The 15,736-nt window shown below is 60.8% G+C and carries 13 protein-coding genes; 6 read left to right on the top strand and 7 right to left on the bottom strand.

All coding sequences use genetic code 11. The features are described from left to right. From CKW26_RS03225 to CKW26_RS03195, 7 genes are all read right to left on the bottom strand, one after another. Window positions 1-1,365 (bottom strand): nucleobase:cation symporter-2 family protein, encoded by a 1,365-nt coding sequence (locus CKW26_RS03225; protein ID WP_095047479.1) that lies wholly within the window; start codon window positions 1,363-1,365, stop codon window positions 1-3. A gap of 256 nt (window positions 1,366-1,621) precedes the next feature. Next, entirely contained in the window at window positions 1,622-2,665 is a 1,044-nt protein-coding gene (locus tag CKW26_RS03220) for a GTP-binding protein (protein WP_095047478.1), read from the bottom strand. Window positions 2,666-2,753: 88 nt separating this feature from the next. Beyond that, complete coding sequence (locus tag CKW26_RS03215; RefSeq protein ID WP_095047477.1) at window positions 2,754-3,383, bottom strand: UbiX family flavin prenyltransferase; 630 nt, start codon at window positions 3,381-3,383, stop codon at window positions 2,754-2,756. Beyond that, window positions 3,380-4,765, bottom strand: a complete 1,386-nt coding sequence (locus tag CKW26_RS03210; RefSeq protein ID WP_095047476.1) for a UbiD family decarboxylase — start codon at window positions 4,763-4,765, stop codon at window positions 3,380-3,382. Before CKW26_RS03210 ends, CKW26_RS03215 begins: the two co-directional genes overlap by 4 nt. Window positions 4,766-5,011: 246 nt before the next feature. After that, window positions 5,012-5,917 (bottom strand): amidohydrolase family protein, encoded by a 906-nt coding sequence (locus CKW26_RS03205; protein WP_003224037.1) that lies wholly within the window; start codon window positions 5,915-5,917, stop codon window positions 5,012-5,014. 4 nt (window positions 5,918-5,921) lie between these two features. Beyond that, on the bottom strand, window positions 5,922-6,851 hold the full coding sequence (locus CKW26_RS03200; protein WP_095047475.1) for an amidohydrolase family protein: 930 nt from the start codon (window positions 6,849-6,851) through the stop codon (window positions 5,922-5,924). A gap of 421 nt (window positions 6,852-7,272) precedes the next feature. Next, entirely contained in the window at window positions 7,273-8,178 is a 906-nt protein-coding gene (locus CKW26_RS03195; protein WP_095047474.1) for a LysR substrate-binding domain-containing protein, read from the bottom strand. Window positions 8,179-8,296: 118 nt separating this feature from the next. Between CKW26_RS03195 and CKW26_RS03190 the strand changes: the two genes are divergently transcribed. From CKW26_RS03190 to CKW26_RS03165, 6 genes are all read left to right on the top strand, one after another. Beyond that, window positions 8,297-8,761, top strand: a complete 465-nt coding sequence (locus tag CKW26_RS03190) for a (2Fe-2S)-binding protein (RefSeq protein WP_095047473.1) — start codon at window positions 8,297-8,299, stop codon at window positions 8,759-8,761. Further along, the gene (locus CKW26_RS03185; protein WP_095047472.1) at window positions 8,761-10,974 is read left to right on the top strand and encodes a xanthine dehydrogenase family protein molybdopterin-binding subunit; all 2,214 of its coding nucleotides are present in this window, start codon (window positions 8,761-8,763) and stop codon (window positions 10,972-10,974) included. Before CKW26_RS03190 ends, CKW26_RS03185 begins: the two co-directional genes overlap by 1 nt. 6 nt (window positions 10,975-10,980) lie before the next feature. Next, complete coding sequence (locus tag CKW26_RS03180; protein ID WP_095047471.1) at window positions 10,981-11,871, top strand: LysR substrate-binding domain-containing protein; 891 nt, start codon at window positions 10,981-10,983, stop codon at window positions 11,869-11,871. 197 nt (window positions 11,872-12,068) lie between these two features. Then, complete coding sequence (locus CKW26_RS03175) at window positions 12,069-13,565, top strand: helix-turn-helix transcriptional regulator (protein ID WP_095047470.1); 1,497 nt, start codon at window positions 12,069-12,071, stop codon at window positions 13,563-13,565. A gap of 136 nt (window positions 13,566-13,701) precedes the next feature. After that, complete coding sequence (locus CKW26_RS03170; protein ID WP_093438847.1) at window positions 13,702-13,959, top strand: DUF1652 domain-containing protein; 258 nt, start codon at window positions 13,702-13,704, stop codon at window positions 13,957-13,959. Window positions 13,960-15,076: 1,117 nt separating this feature from the next. Further along, complete coding sequence (locus CKW26_RS03165) at window positions 15,077-15,727, top strand: trimeric intracellular cation channel family protein (protein WP_256579862.1); 651 nt, start codon at window positions 15,077-15,079, stop codon at window positions 15,725-15,727. Window positions 15,728-15,736: the final 9 nt, after the last annotated feature.

The following is a 15,736-nucleotide window of genomic DNA, read 5'->3' as shown; positions in this document are numbered from 1 at the left end:
CTAAAGGATGTGCGAGGCGGATTTGTTGGCGGTGGTTTCCGGCACGCTGACGCCATTCAGCGCGGCGTTGAGCAGCACCGACACCAGGCAGGCGATGACCACGCTGCTGTGCAGGAACGGCTGCGACCACTCGGGAAGTTGTTTGAACAGGGTTGGCGCGAGCACCGGTACCAGCGCGGCGGCGATGGTGAAACCGACGATCAGCACGTTGTAGCGATTGCGCTCGTAGTCGACTTTGGCGAGGGTCTGAATGCCTGCCGCTGCGACCACGCCGAACATGGCGATGCCAGCGCCACCGAGGGCAGCGGTCGGCATCGAGGCGATGATCGCGCCGGCCTTTGGCACCAAGGCAATCGAGCACATCAGCAAACCGCTGACCGCGACCACCCAACGGCTGCGCACGCCGGTGAGGATCACCAGGCCGACGTTTTCCATGAAGGCGATAAACGGAAACGCGGCGAACATCCCGGCGATGGTGCTGGCCAGGCCGTTGGCGCGCAGGCCATTGATGACCTGTTTGTCTTCCACCGGTTTTTCGACGATGTCGCCGATGGCCACGAACAGCCCCATCGACTCGACCATCTGCACGATCATCACCACCACCATGGTCGCGATGGGGATCAGGCTGAAAGTCGGCAGACCGAAATAGAACGGATAGGGAACGGTTAGCCACGGCGCCTCTTCGACGCTGTGAAAGCTGCCCATGCCGAGGCCATACGCGAGGCCTGCACCGATCAGCATGCCGATCAACACCGCCATGTTGCGCAGTAGCGGGCTGCCGTAGCGGTTGACCAGCAGAATCGTCAGCAACACCACCACCGCCACACCGAGAAACGCCGGGGCGCCGAAGTTGCTCGCGTTGCGCCCACCTCCGACCCATTCATAGGCAATCGGGAACAGCTGCAAGCCGATCACGGTGACGATGCAACCGGTCACCACCGGCGGAAAAAATCGCCGCAATCGACCCACGAACGGCGCTATCAGCATGGTGAAAATCCCCGCGCCGATCACCGCCCCGCAGACCCCGGCAAAGCCCACCTCCGGGTTGCTGCCGATGGCGATCACGGGGCCGACGCTACTGAACGCCACGCCTTGCAGAATTGGCAGGCGCACGCCGAATTTCCAGAAACCGACGGTTTGCAACAGGGTGGCGATGCCTGAACAGAACAGCGTGGTGCTGATCAGCACCACCGTGTCGGCATGGGACATTTTCAAGGCACTGGCGACAATCAACGGCACGGCAATGGCGCCGATGTACGACACGGCCATGTGTTGCAGGCCGAGGGTGAGCATCTGTCGCACCGGTAAAATGCGGTCCACGGGATGCACGGTGGCGGATTGCGTTGGAGATGGGGCTGACGACATGGGGAAACACCTCTGGCTGTTTTTATGCGGTAGAGAGGGGTATTCGTCTGATGCCGATCAGCTCAAGAACACAGTGGAACCCTGTGGGAGCTGGCTTGCCAGCGATGGCGATTTAGCAGTCATCATTTTTATAAACTGACAGTCCGCTATCGCTGGCAAGCCAGCTCCCACAAGTTTTGTGTTGTGTAAAAAACTGGCATCAGTCATTCGTACACATGTGCCCGAAGCCGCCATCCACCGGCTCCGATGCCTTGTTTCAGCCTGCTAGGCAGGCGGCGAAGCCCTGGTTCAGCGCCGCGCGGTCGAGGTCGCGGCCGATGAATACGATCTTGCTCGAGCGGGGCTCCGTGCCCCACGCGGTCGAGGCGCGGAATTCCACCAGGCTGTGCACGCCTTGCAGCACGTAGCGCTGGTCTTCGTTGGCGACGGCGAGCACGCCTTTCATGCGGTACAGGTTGTCGGCCTGGGAAGAGCGCAGTCCGCTGATCCAGCGGTGGAACGCCATCAGATTGACCTCGCCGTCCACGGCGATGCCCACCGATGACACGCTTGGATCGTGTTCGTGATCGGGCGCTTCGTGATGATGATCGTGGTGGTCGTGGTGCTCAGGTTCAGCACCGATTTCCATGAGCTTCTGCGTGCATTCGAATGCGCCGATGCCGAGGATTTTCGTCAGGTCGATTTGCGCATGGGTCGAGGTCACCAGATCCGCTGTGGCGTTCAAGCCACGGATCTTGCCGCGCAGAACGTCCACCTCGTCGCTGCTGACCAGATCGACCTTGTTGATGACGATCCGGTCGGCGCAGACAATCTGATCCACCGCCTGATTGTCGACGCCATCGAGTTGCAGATCCTCCAGATGCTGAGCGATGTGTTTGGCGTCGACCATGGTTACGATCGCGTCGAGTTCGACTTCTTCGGCGATCGGGTCATTGATGAAGAAGCTCTGTGCCACCGGATACGGATCGGCCAGGCCACTGGTTTCGATGAGGATGTGATCGAGGCGCACCGGCCGCGCCACCAGTTCGCGGACGATGCGCACCAGGTCCTCACGAACCTCGGCAGTGCAGCACACGCAGCCGTTGACCATCTCGTAGATTTCTTCGGTCTCGGAGCTGAGGACGAGGTCGCCGTCGATACCGACTTCGCCGAACTCGTTTTCGATCACGGCGATCTTGCGGCCGTGGTTTTCCTTGAGGATGTAATTGAGCAGGGTGGTTTTACCCGCGCCGAGGAAGCCGGTGAGGATGGTCACGGGGATTTTCGTGTTGCGGGTTGGGGCGTTGAATGGGGTGTTCATGGTGAGGCTCCTTTGATTGACCGGTGCACACTGAATTCGGGTGATGCTGCTTCATTGTGGGAGCGAGCCTGCTCGCGAAGGCGGTGTGTCATTTAGCAGTGATGGCGACTGATCCATCGCATTCGCGAGCAAGCTCGCTCCCACAGGGTTTTTGGTGTTCTTGCCAGCGGGTGGCAACGCCCGCATCGAGACCAAACAGGTCGAGCACGCGGCCGAGGCTGTGGTCGACCATTTGCGCCAGGTTCTCCGGGCGGGCGTAGAAGGCGGGCACCGGCGGGGCGATGATCCCGCCCATCTCGGTGACGGCGGTCATGTTGCGCAAATGGGCGAGGGTCAGCGGCGTTTCCCGGGCCATCAACACCAGCGTGCGGCGCTCCTTCAGCGTGACGTCAGCGGCACGACCGATCAGCCCCGAGGACGTGCCGGTGGCAATCTCCGCCAACGTCCTCATCGAGCACGGCGCAACCACCATCCCGAGGCAGCGAAACGATCCGCTGGCGATCCCGGCGGCGACGTCATCGGCGCGGTGGTAATGACTGGCCAGCGCAGTGACGTCGGCGAGTTTGTAGTCGGTTTCGTGGGCCATGGTCAGCAGCGCGGCGCGGCTGACGATCAGGTGGCTTTCGATGTTCAACTCGGCGAGCAATTGCAGGAGTCGCACGCCATAGATAAACCCGGACGCACCGCTGATGCCGACCACCAGCCGTTGCCGGTTCACGATTGCAGACCTTTGAGCAAAACCCGCGCGCGCTCCAGAACTTCCTGATCGAGCTGCGCCTTGATCCCGTCAAAACCCGAACCGCGTGTGGCATCCAGGCCCATCCGCGACGTGGTGCCATTGACCGACGATGAAGGATCGAGCGGACTGCCCGGCAAACCATCAATAGTGAAAATATCCAGGTGCGGCTGGAAGTGCGTGGCCAGTGCCCACAGCACCTGGCTGTCATCGCTGATGTCGATATCGCTGTCCACTGCGATCACTGTTTTCAGGTACGGATCCCAGCCGAGCAGCGCCAGCATGATCTGCCGCGCCTCGCCGTCACGGCTTTGGTCCAGCGCGACGTAGCAGTGAAAATGCGTGCCGGAATTGGGGTAGTGCACAGCGGTGACGGCGGGGAAACGCGCCTTGAGTTTCTCGCTCATTTCCGCTTCGCGCGGCAGGCGGGCAAGGGTCAGGTGTTCGGCGTAGCGGCCGCCCATGACGTCGACCAGCCAAGCGTCTTTGCGCTTTAACAGCGTATCCACGCGCAGCACGTTGTTGGTCGAACGATCCGAGGAGTAACCGCTGAATTCACCGAACGGACCTTCCTCGGCATACGCCGCCGGGTCAATCGCGCCTTCCAGAACAAACTCGGCATACGCCGGCACACCGATGCCGTAGCGTGGGGTTTTCACCAGTTCCAGCGGCGCGCCGAACAGCCCGCCAGCGACGGCACGCTCATCGGCGCCATAAGGCAAGCGCGCAGCAGCGGCGAGCATGAACAACGGATGCGCACCGACGACCATTGCCACGCGCAACTCTTCGCCACGCTCGCGAGCGGTCTGCAACATTCGCCACAGGTGCCCGCGTGAATGCAGACTGGTCGCTAGCGCTTGGCGGGCGTGGCGCATCGAGCGGTGATAGCTCATGTTGGCGATGCCGGTCAGCGGGTCTTCGGCGATGATGATTGCGTTAGTGATGTATGGGCCGCGATCGCTGGCGAAATGCTTGAGCATCGGCAGCAGCGCCAGGTCCAGCGCTTCGCCTTCGAAGACCTCATCGAGGATCGGACCGCTCTCCACATAGCGTGGTGCGATGGGCTGGTTGGCGCGGGTCTGGAAGGTTTCGTGCAGTTGCGCCGCAGTGACGCCGAACAGCCGGGCAATGCGGGTACGGGATGCAAACAGATTGGTCGCCACCGGCACACCGAGGTTGCCGACGTGTTCGCAGATCAGCAGTGGATCGCGGCCTTGGGCGGCGAGGGCATCGACCAGGGCGGTGACGTCCTGATCGGCGGAAATCGCTGGGGTGACAGTCAGCACATCGTCCGGGTACTCACGGCGATAGGCGTCGATGAACACGTGAAAGTCCTGAGAATCGCCGAGCGTCGAACGGGTCATGGTGTCACCTCGTAAAAAGCAGGCACGCAGGGGTGAGAGGGCGATCGCGCGGCCAGCCGTTGGCCTGCCGGTCGAACGAACGCCGGGTCATTTTCGTGCCTGTAAAGTCGCTGTGTGCCTGGGTTGAACACTGATCCCCTGTAGGGGTGAGCCTGCTCGCGATAGCGGTGTATCAGTCACTATCACCGCTAAATGACACTCCGCTATCGCGAGCAGGCTCACTCCTACAGTGGGATATGTGTGTGGCTACAAGTACGTGGTGGTCAGGCGTATGTCGGCCTCGACCAGATCCTTGGGCGGTGGCGTCGGTTCGATCCCGCACAACCGGGCGATGTTGTTGCCCAAGTAGTCCTCGAGATGATCCTCATCGATGCCCAAACCCTGCGGCGCCGGTGAGCACAACACCTCAAGTTCGCGCAGCCACATACCCGGTTCGTTCGGCGGCGAATCCGTACCGAACACGATCTTGTTGCGCGGCAGTTCCTTGGCGAATTCGACGATCCGCGACTGGAAGCACCAGCCCGATTCGCAGTACACGTTCGGCGTGTCCATGGCCATCCAGAACGCCTCGAACGAGTAGTTGCCGCCGGTCTGGATGCCGAAGTGGCCGATGATGAAATTGACCATCGGGAACTCGCGGATGATCGGGTAGAACATCGTCGGAATCGTGTACGGGCCGTCGCCAGTGTGGATCAGCACAACGATGTTGTACTTGGCGCAAACCTTCATCGCCGGGCGCAACCAGTCGAGTGCGCGATCCGGGCGATAGCCGTGCATGTTGGCGTGCAGCTTGAGCATCTTGAAGCCGTATTCCTTGATGTGGAATTCCAGCTCCGCCGCACCGTTTTCCGGTCCCCAGCGCGGGTTGAAATTGAAGTTGCCGATGAAGCGATCTGGGTACTTCACGCAGAGTTCAGCGACGTAGGACATGTAGTCCCGCACGCCCTCGCGGCCCCGGCGGTTGCCGTCGCGATAACCGGTGTTGCCCGGTGGCGGCTGGATGAAACCCATGTCGATGCGGCGCGGTTTGCCGTTGATCATGTACGGGCCGTCCATCAACTTGAGCATGCGCTCACCGGTGAACGGTTCGCCGGTGTGGCGCCAGGCCTCGTCGACCAGATTGGTGGGGTGCAGATGGGTGTCGATGATCATCGGTTCAGCTCCTGGCCAGTTGAGTGGTGACGGGACGCTTGAGTTGCGCCTCTGCTTCGGAAACGGAACGCGGTGGCGGGGTTGGCTCAAGGCCGATCATCCGCGCGGTGTTGTTGCCCAGATACTCTTCGAGGGTGTCCTCGTCGAGGTTCAGGCCTTGCGGCGGCTCGTGGCAAAGCACTTCGAGCAGGCGCAGCCACATGCCCGGTTCGTTCGGCGGGGTGTCGGTGCCGAAGAGGATCTTGTGCGTCGGCAAGACCTTGGCGAATTCGACGATCCGCGATTGCAGGCACCAGCCGGATTCGCAGTAGACGTTGGGCAACTCCATCGCCCATTGCATCGGTTCGAACACATAGACGCCGCCGGTCTGCACGCCGAAGTGGGCCATGATGAAATCGACGTTGGGAAATTCCTTGATCATTGGCACCCATTCCGACGGGATGCTGTAAGGCCCATCGCCGGTGTGCAGCTTGACCGGAATGCCCAGCTCGGCGCATTTCTCGAAGCATGGGCGCACCCAGTCAAGTGCACGGTCAGGCCGGTAGGCATGCATGTTGGCCTGCATCTGGACCATCTTGAAGCCGTGTTCCTTGACGTAGCGCTCGATCGCCTCGACGCCGTTTTCCACACCGCAGCGCGGGTTGTAGACGAAGCAGCCGATGAAGCGGTCCGGGTAGGTCTGGACCATTTTCAGGGTGTAGGCCATGTAGGCGTCGATGGATTCGCGGCCCGAGAGTTCGCCGTCGGTCCAGGTGTAAATCGTGTTGCCCTGCGGTGGCTGGATGAAGGCTTTGTCGATACGGCGCGGCTTGCCGTTGACCATGTACGGGCCATCCATCATCTCCAGCAGACGCTCGCCGGTGAACGGGTCACCGTCATGCCTCCAGGCGAGGTCCACGAGATCCGTGGGATAGCAGCTGATATCGATGATCATTGCAGTCGATCTCCTGATAGCGGGGAAGGGAGCCTTGCGGCTCTCGGCATCCACGTCCCGGGCAATCGGCCGTTGCTATGCGCAAGACACGCGCATTCCCTCGCCTGTTCGCATCCGGCCCGGGTGGGTGGTTGCTGAGGGCGAGTATTGGAAGGCGGGGTTGGGTTCGTACAATATTAATTGGGCGCGGTGGTGATACTTGGGCGATATGGGCAGATCAAGAGCTACCCTCACCCCAGCCCTCCCGAAACGTCGGACCGCCCGTAGGGAGAGGGGGCCGACCGAGGTGTTTTTCGCGATGCATCGACCTGAAAGATCGAGTCGATTATGGATTCAAGGCTGATCTTTCAAGTCGGCGTAATTCGTCAATATCCCCCAATCAGTCCCCTCTACCTCTGGGCGGTCCGACGTTTCGGGAGGGCTAGGGTGAGGGCTGGATTTCAAGCGTACGCAAAGCCAACTGCTTGATCACTTCAACCACCGGCGCCACGCGCTCAGCCTGCCCATGCGGCCACACCGCATAAAGGTTGTAATGCGCGGCAATCTGCGCCTCGTTCAACGCCACCAACCGCCCACTGCGCAAGGCATCGGCAGCCAATAGTCCACGCACCAACCCCGCACCAACGCCAGCCTCAGCCGCCGCAATCAAATTCGCCGCATTATCAAAAATCACCCGCGTCGACGGTTCGGTCGGTGTCATCCCAGCGGCATCCAGCCATGGAATCCACGAGCGCCGCGTATACCCCAACAAAGGCAATTGAAGAATCTGCGCGGGACTCAACGGCGCCTGCAAACCATAGCGTTCCAGCAATTCGGGCGAAGCCACCGCCAACACCCGATCGCCACAAATCTGCGTCATCTCGCAGTCGTCCCAATCGCCATAGCCATAACGCAACGCCAGATCCACTCGCTCAAACGTACTGCGATCACTGCGCGGCATCGACAGCAGCGTCACCTCGTAATCCGGCAGCTCATCGAGCAGCTGCGGCAGGCGCGGATTGAGCCAGCTCTGTGCCAGTTCACTGTCGACATCCAGGGTCAAACGTTGCGCCATGCTGCGGTTTTTCACCGACGAAATCGCCCGATCAATCTGCGCCAGACCGTCCGACAGCACACTGGCAAACAACTGCCCGGCGTCGGTCAGATTGCTGCCGCCACCTTCACGCACGAACAGCGGCTGGCCGATGAAATCTTCCAGCGCGCGGATCTGCTGACTGATCGCACTGTGCGTGAGGTCGAGCTTGCGCGCAGCACTGGAGAAACTGCCGCTGCGCGCCGCGTGGATAAACGCGCTCATGGACTGCACCGACGGGTATCGCTTGTACATGTTGTTAGTCCTGCTTACAGCGGTTGGCAGAAATCGTCGCTGGCCGCGTTTTGCCCGGGGTTCCAATAATCGGTCACCAGGCCCGCACAAAGACGGGCCGCTCTTTTGGAGCCTGACAATGATTGCATTCACGGTTAACGGCGAACGACGCGAGCTGGATGAAGCGTCCTCCTCCATGCCCTTGTTATGGGTACTGCGTGATCAACTGAAACTCACCGGCACCAAGTTCGGTTGCGGCATGGGCCTGTGCGGTGCCTGCACCGTGCACCTGGACGGCGTCGCGGTGCGTTCCTGCCAATTGCCGGCGGCCGCCGTCGCGGGCCACCGCATCACCACCATCGAAGGCTTGTCACCGACGCAAAACCACCCGTTGCAATTGGCCTGGATCGCCGAAGATGTGCCGCAATGCGGTTACTGTCAATCCGGGCAGATCATGTCCGCCGCCGCGTTGCTCAACACCGGTGCGGCGGTGACCGATGACTCGATCCGCAATGCGATGTCCGGGAATATCTGCCGCTGCGGCACTTACGGGCGCATCAACAAAGCGATCAAACGCGCGGCGAATGCGCCGAAGGAGGCGTGATGAGCCTTATCGACGACAGTCGCACAGAATTGCCGCGCCGAGTGTTTCTCAAGCAAGCGGCGACGGTTGCTTCGGGCCTGGCGATTGCTCTTTATCTGCCGAGTGGCATGGCGGCTACTGACCCAAAAGCGCCAGCACCGGCGAGTGAATTCGAGCCGAATGCCTGGGTGCGCATCTTTCCCGACGGCACGGTGAAACTGGTGGTGCACAAGCACGATTCCGGCACCGGCACGCAAACAGCGCTGGCCGCGTGCGTGGCGGAAGAACTGGACGTCAATCCGATGACCGTGCAGGTCATCACCCCGGAAGATCCGTTCTTCGAGACCTACATTCATCCGGTCTGGAAGGTCTTTTCCACTGGCGGCAGCACCAGTGTTTCCCTGGAATACGAGCGCCTGCGCATGGCCGGTGCCATGGCGCGGGCGCTACTGATCACGGCAGCCGCCAAGCAGTGGAAAGTCAGCCCTGACAGTTGCACCACGGAAGAAGGTCGGGTCGTTCACATTGCGAACAAACGAAGCCTCGGTTACGGCGAACTGGTCGGCGTTGCGGCGAATCTGCCAGCCCCGACAAACGTCAAGCTGAAGGATCCGGCGCAGTTCAAATACATTGGCAAACTGCGCCACAAACGTGATGCGGCGGCCAAGGTCTGCGGGCAATTCAAGTACAGCATCGACGTGCAACTGCCAGACATGCTGGTCGCCGTGATTCAGCGCGCGCCGGTGGTTGGATCGACAGTGCTCAGCGTCGACTCAGCGGCCGCATTGCAGGTGCCGGGCGTGCGCAAAGTGCTGGCGATTGCGGGGCGCCCTGATGTGCTCGGCGGCAATCAGGAAGGCGTCGCTGTGTTGGCGGATACGTTCTGGGCCGCGCAGCAGGGGCGCAATCTGCTGGCGATCAAGTGGAGCGATTCGCCGTTGGCCGGGTTCTACAGCGAGCAACTGTCCAGCGCGCAAGCCAAGGCCATCGGCGACCCGCAAGCACAAACCGTCAAAGCCATGGCCCAGGGTGATGTCACCGGGCAATGGTCAGGCGCGGCGAAGCTGATCGAAGCCGATTACACCATGCCCTACAAGGTGCAAAACCCGCTGGAACCGATCTGCATCACCGCACACGTCAAGGACAAAGCGATCACTTACTGGGGCGGTGTGCAGGTGCCGTCCTCGGCACTGGAAGCGGCGCAAACCGTGTGCGGCATCGACAAGGCCAACGTGACCATTCATGAATTGGTCTCCGGCGGCAGTTTCGGCGCGCGGGAGGCTAAGTACTGGTTGTTCGAAGTCGCGTATCTGGCGCAGAAAACCGGCGTGCCGGTGAAACTGCTCAACAGTCGCGAGGACGAAATGCACGCGCTGTTCAATCACCCAGCGACCTTGCATCGAGTCAAAGGCGCGCTCGACGCCCAGGGCAAACTCACCGCGCTGCAACTGCACGCGGTGTCGCCGGCCTCGCCGGAGCAGTGGGAACCGGGTTACTTCGAACGGCCGGACCATATGGATTACAGCACCACCGAGGCGATCACCGCGTGGGACTTCGCTTACCGTCCGCCGCACCTGGAGCTGAACTGGGTCAAGCATGAAAGCCACGTGCCCAGTGGCTGGTATCGCTCGGTGAGCTTCATCCCCAACGTGTTCGCCGTGGAAAGCTTCATGGATGAACTGGCCCACGCCGCAGGCGAAGATCCATTGGCATTCCGGTTGGCCAATATGCAGGAGCGGCCACGGCATGTGGCCGTGCTCAAGCAGGCTGCCGAGCGCGCCGGTTGGGGCAAACCGTTGCCGCCGGACACGGCGCTGGGGATCGCGACCAATCAGGGTTACACCAGTTTTATTGCGGTGGTCGCGCGACTGGCAACGGTTGATGGCAAGGCCCAGGTCGAGAAGCTCACCTGTGTGGTCGATTGCGGTCTGGCGGTTTCGCCGGGCGGTGTCGAGGAGCAGATCTACGGGGGTCTGATGTGGGGACTTGGCCATGCGTTGTTCGATCGGCTCGACATCAAACAGGGCCGGGTGGTGCAGAGCAATTTCCACGATTATCGGGTGATGCGCATGTCCGACATGCCGGCCACCGACATCGTCGTGTTGAATGGCGAGCCGAGTAAACCCGGTGGCGTCGGCGAGTTGGGCAGCCCTTCGGTAGTGCCGGCCATCGCCAATGCCTTGTTCGCGCTGACCGGCGTACGCCAGCGTTCGACGCCGCTGAGTCTGGGGTAAGCCGCCATGGACTTGCGCCTGTTGCGTTACTTCATGGCGTTGGCCGATGAGCTGCATTTCGGTCGCGCCGCCGAACGCCTGCACATCTGCCAGCCGCCGCTGAGCCAGCAGATTCGTTTGCTGGAAGAGGAACTCGGTACGCCGCTGTTCGAGCGCAGCCATCATCGGGTCGAACTCACGGCGGCGGGGCAGATGCTCAAGGAGCAGGCGCCGCTGGTGTTCGAACAGCTTGAGCGGGCGCTGGACCTGACGCGGCAGACCGGGCGCGGACAACTTGGTGAGCTGGAAATCGGCATGATCAGTTCGGTGATGGTTGGCGTGCTGCCCAAGGCCTTGCACCTGTTTCGCGAGCGTTATCCGCAGGTCAACTGGCGTTTGCATGAAATGACCCCGGCGGCGCAGGTCAAGGCGTTGAAGGAGAAACGCATCGACGCTTGTGTGTTTCGCGTCGGCTATGACGATCCGCAGTTGCGCAATGAACTGCTGATCTACGAGCCGATCAACGTGGTAATGCCGGCGGATCATCCGCTGGCTGGCCGCGAGGTGCTGGCGCCGGCGGATCTGGCGCAGGAGCCGTTTGTGGCACTGGAATTGAAACAGTCGCGGTTCGCTCATTTTCTGTTTCAGTGCTGCATTCAGGCCGGGTTCACGCCGCAGATTCGTCAACAAGTGATCGAGGTGCAGACCTTGCTGAGTCTGGTGCGCGCCGGGTTTGGCGTGGCGCTGTTGCCGGCGTCCATCGAGCAACTGGCCCCGGCGGGGTTGGTGTTCCGGCGCCTGACCCCGGCGTTGCCGGAGGTGCCGCTGTATGCCACTTATCGGGCGGATGATGCTTCGCCGGTGCTCAAGCTGTTTCTCGACACCCTCCGGGAACTCAAGACGCAAAATTCGAACTGAAATCCAATCCCCTGTAGGCCTTCGCCTGCTCGCGATAGTGATGTGTCATTCAACGGATCTGCTGGCTGACACACCGCTATCGCGAGCAGGCGAAGGCCTACAAAGGGATTTGTGCCGTTGCGAACATTTATGCTCGGCACGATCAGAGGTGGCTGCGGTCGTACTCTTCACATGGGCGTATCACTTGTGGAGATCCAATGAGCCAGGAAGTCCTGACCACCGAAACCAACCGCCGCCAGTTGCAGCAGATCATCGCCGGGCTGTCCGACGGGGTGATCCTGTTGGAGCTGGATCAGAGCATTCTCTGGGCCAACGAAGCCGCGCTGGCCATGCACGGTGTCAAGCGGATCACCGATCTGGGCCACAATGCCGACGAATACGCCAAGAAATTCAACCTGCGCTATCGCAATAATCACTCGATCACCGCCGAAAACTACCCGATCAGCCGAGTAGCGCGCTGTGAGAGTTTCAATGACGTACTGATCGAAGTGTCGCCGAGCGACGACCCGGAACGCATCTGGGTGCACAGCGTACGCAGTATGATTCTCACGGACCGCGAAGGGCAGCCCGAGTCGCTGGTGCTGATCATGAGCGATGTCACCGATTGGGCCAACGCCGAGCAGCGCTTCGAAAGGACGTTTAATGCCAACCCGGCACCGGCGGTGATCTGCCGGCTTAGTGATCTGCGTTACATCAAGGTCAATCCGGGGTTTCTGGAAATGACCGGGTACACCCGCGAGCAGGTGATTGGCACGACCTCTTATGAAATCGACATTTTCGAGCAGGCCGAACACCGCGACCTGGCTATTCAGCGCCTGCGCGACGTTGCGACCATCCCGCAGATGCAAGCCGAGCTGCGCCTGCCCGATGGCAGCAGCAAGCAGGTGATCGTGGCCGGCCAGCCGCTGACGCTCAACGATGAGGATTGCATGCTGTTCTCCTTTGTCGACATGGAGCTGCGGCACAAGGCCGAGGTGGCGCTGCGTCAGAGTGAGGAGCGTTTTGCCAAGGCGTTTCGCCTGACGCCGGTGCCGATCCTGATTTGCAGTGCCGACGAACAGCAGGTGATCGACGTCAATCAGGCGTTCCTCGAAACCCTGGCTTATGACAGCGACGACGTGCTCGGCAAAACCGTGCCGCAGCTGGACTTTATCGATGACAGCGGCGCGCGCACGCGGTTGCTGGCGGCGCTGGCGAAAAACGGGCGGGTGGATCGGGTGGATGTGCGGGTGCGCAAGAAAGATGCGGATCTGCTCGAGTGCGCGCTGTCCGCTGACACCGTGAATATTCAGGACACACCGTGTTATTTGCTGGTGTTGATGGACATCACCGAGCGCAAGCGTACCGAGCTTGAGTTGGTGGCGGCGATTGAGGAGGTGATGAAAGATGCTTCCTGGTTCAGTCGTACGTTGATCGAGAAACTGGCCAATGTGAAAAAGGTCAACTCGCCGCAACTGCCTAGCGTTTCGTTCACCGATCTGACGGCGCGTGAGCGCGATGTGCTGGGGTTGATCTGCGAAGGGCTGGCGGACAAGGAGATCGCGGCGCGGCTGAAACTGGCGCCGAACACGGTGCGTAATCATGTCGCCACGGTGTATTCCAAGCTCGATGTGCACAGTCGCAGCGAGGCGATTGTCTGGGCGCGCGAGCGTGGATTGTTTTCCGGGGAGTGGGGCGCCAAGGGCCAGCGCTGAGGTGCAAATGCACTAGTTCATCAGGTGCATATTGAGGTGTTGGCGGTCGACGGCTGTTCTTAGTCTGGCGGGGTGCGATACGAGTTTTTTCTGGCTCGGGATCGTGGCCCTTCGCAGTCGTTATAGGAACAGTCTGATGATGAATCTTGCGCAGTTGCGCACGCAGCTTGAACGCAGTTTTTCGCCGCTGGCGTGTGAGTGTCTGGTGGATGGCGATCATTCGCTGACGGTGAAGCTTTATCACCCGGTGTCGGGGCAGGTGGATCTGGTGATCAGTGGGTTGAAGCTTGATGCGCTACGGACGCCGGAGTCGGTTGAGGCTTTGATTGAAGAATTGCGGTATGAGTTGGAGAGCAACACTTTGCGTTCTTTTCGGGATCCTGATTTGGCTTAGGGCTTTTAGGCTTGGCGGCCTTTGGGCCGACCATGCTCTTGGGGGGTGGGTGTATATCCGTTTCTTTGGGTGCTGCGGCTGGCGGTTCCGCTCTTACAGCGGGTCACTTTTGCAGACGCCCAAAAGTAACCAAAACGCTGGGCCCCGGCGTTCGGCCCACTCGCTAAAGCTCGGGGTTCCTTCGCTCCGGGATCGATCCGGGGGCAGCGCCTACGGTTTGCTTCGCTGCACCTCCTCTCGCTGTGTTTGGCTTCGCCAAACGGTCGCTGCGCTCCCACCCCCGGATCAATCCCTCCACTCAGCCTGCCGAAGGGGCCAGCACGGCAAGATCAAGAGCTGCAGCCGAGCTAACGCTCATCCTGTTGAGTGGTGAGAAGCACAAGCGATGCGCGATTTGTGCTGTTTTGCTTTGGCTGTTCTGTGGGAGCGAGCCTGCTCGCGAAGGCGGCCTGACAGCCGACCAATCTCTGCCAGATGTACTCTGTTCAATTGTAGGAGTGAGCCTGCTCGCGAAGGCGGCCTGACAGCCGACCAATCTCTGCCAGATGTACTCTTTTCAACTGTGGGAGCGAGCCTGCTCGCGAAGGCGGCCTGAAGCCGACCAATCTCTGCCAGGTGTACTCTTTTCAACTGTGGGAGCGAGCCTGCTCGCGAAGGCGGCCTGAAGCCGACCAATCTCTGCCAGATGTACTCTGTTCAATTGTAGGAGTGAGCCTGCTCGCGATGAGGCTCTATCAGGCAAAGCACATTTCAATTTGCCAATCCTCTCGAATCCGAACGCAAAATCGACAGCCACTTCCTCCCGATCCGGCCGATTCACTGGCGCTTGCGGGGGGCTCGGCTATAAAGAATGAGTGGTCAGGTCTTCCGTGGTCGGTTCGGTCGCGGGAGTTGCTCTTCCATTTGTCGCGGGTCGTCCTATGAACAATCTTGGGAAACGCGTGTTGCCGTTGGCTTTCTTTACAGTGTTGTTGGCGGGTTGCGCCAGTCCTCCACCCCCTCCACCGGCAGCGCCGCCGCCACCGCCGGAGCGTACGTGTCAGGTGCTCGAAAACACTGAGGTCGCCGGTGACGTGTACGCCGACGGGCAGGTTACTCGACACATCACGACCACCCGTTGCGTCACGCAATAGCGCCGGCGGGGCGGCAGTCCCGGGTTGAGCGGATTGTGCTGGTAGCCGACCTGGCCGGCACTGCGGTGTTTGCCGTGGAAGGCGCTATTGCGGCGATGCGCAGTCAGCTCGACTTGCTCGGTGTGATGGTGATTGCGTTTATCGTCGCCCTCGGTGGCGGGGTGACTCGTGACTTGTTGATCGGTGCGACGCCACCCAATGCCGTGGCCGATTGGCGCTACCCGGCACTGGCGTTTTTCATGGGCGGGCTGGCGTTTGCCTTTCATGAGCAGGTGCTGGGCTGGTCCGGTTCAACCTTGATTGTGCTGGACGCTGCAGGCTTGGCGCTGTTTGCTGTGGCCGGTGCGCAGAAAGCGTTGAATTTCGCGATTACGCCGTTTGTGGCGATGCTGATGGGCACCATTACCGGCGTCGGTGGCGGGGTGATACGCGACATTGTGCTGGCGCGGATACCGGTGGTGTTGCAGGCGGATTTGTATGCGAGTTCGGCGTTTGTCGGTGCGGCGGTGTTGATCATCGGCCGCAGGCTGGGCGTTTCACCGGTAGCGGCGGCGTTGCTGGCGGGGGCGGCGTGTTTGCTGTTGCGTTTGCTGTCGGTGCATTTCGGTTGGCAGTTACCGAAAGTCATTGCCTGATACACAAAA

The sequence above is a fragment of the Pseudomonas sp. Irchel s3h9 genome (assembly GCF_900187475.1).
Taxonomy (GTDB): Bacteria; Pseudomonadota; Gammaproteobacteria; order Pseudomonadales; family Pseudomonadaceae; genus Aquipseudomonas; species Aquipseudomonas neuropathica.
Note: the sequence above shows the minus strand (reverse complement) of the source record. Positions and strands in the feature narration are given on the sequence as shown.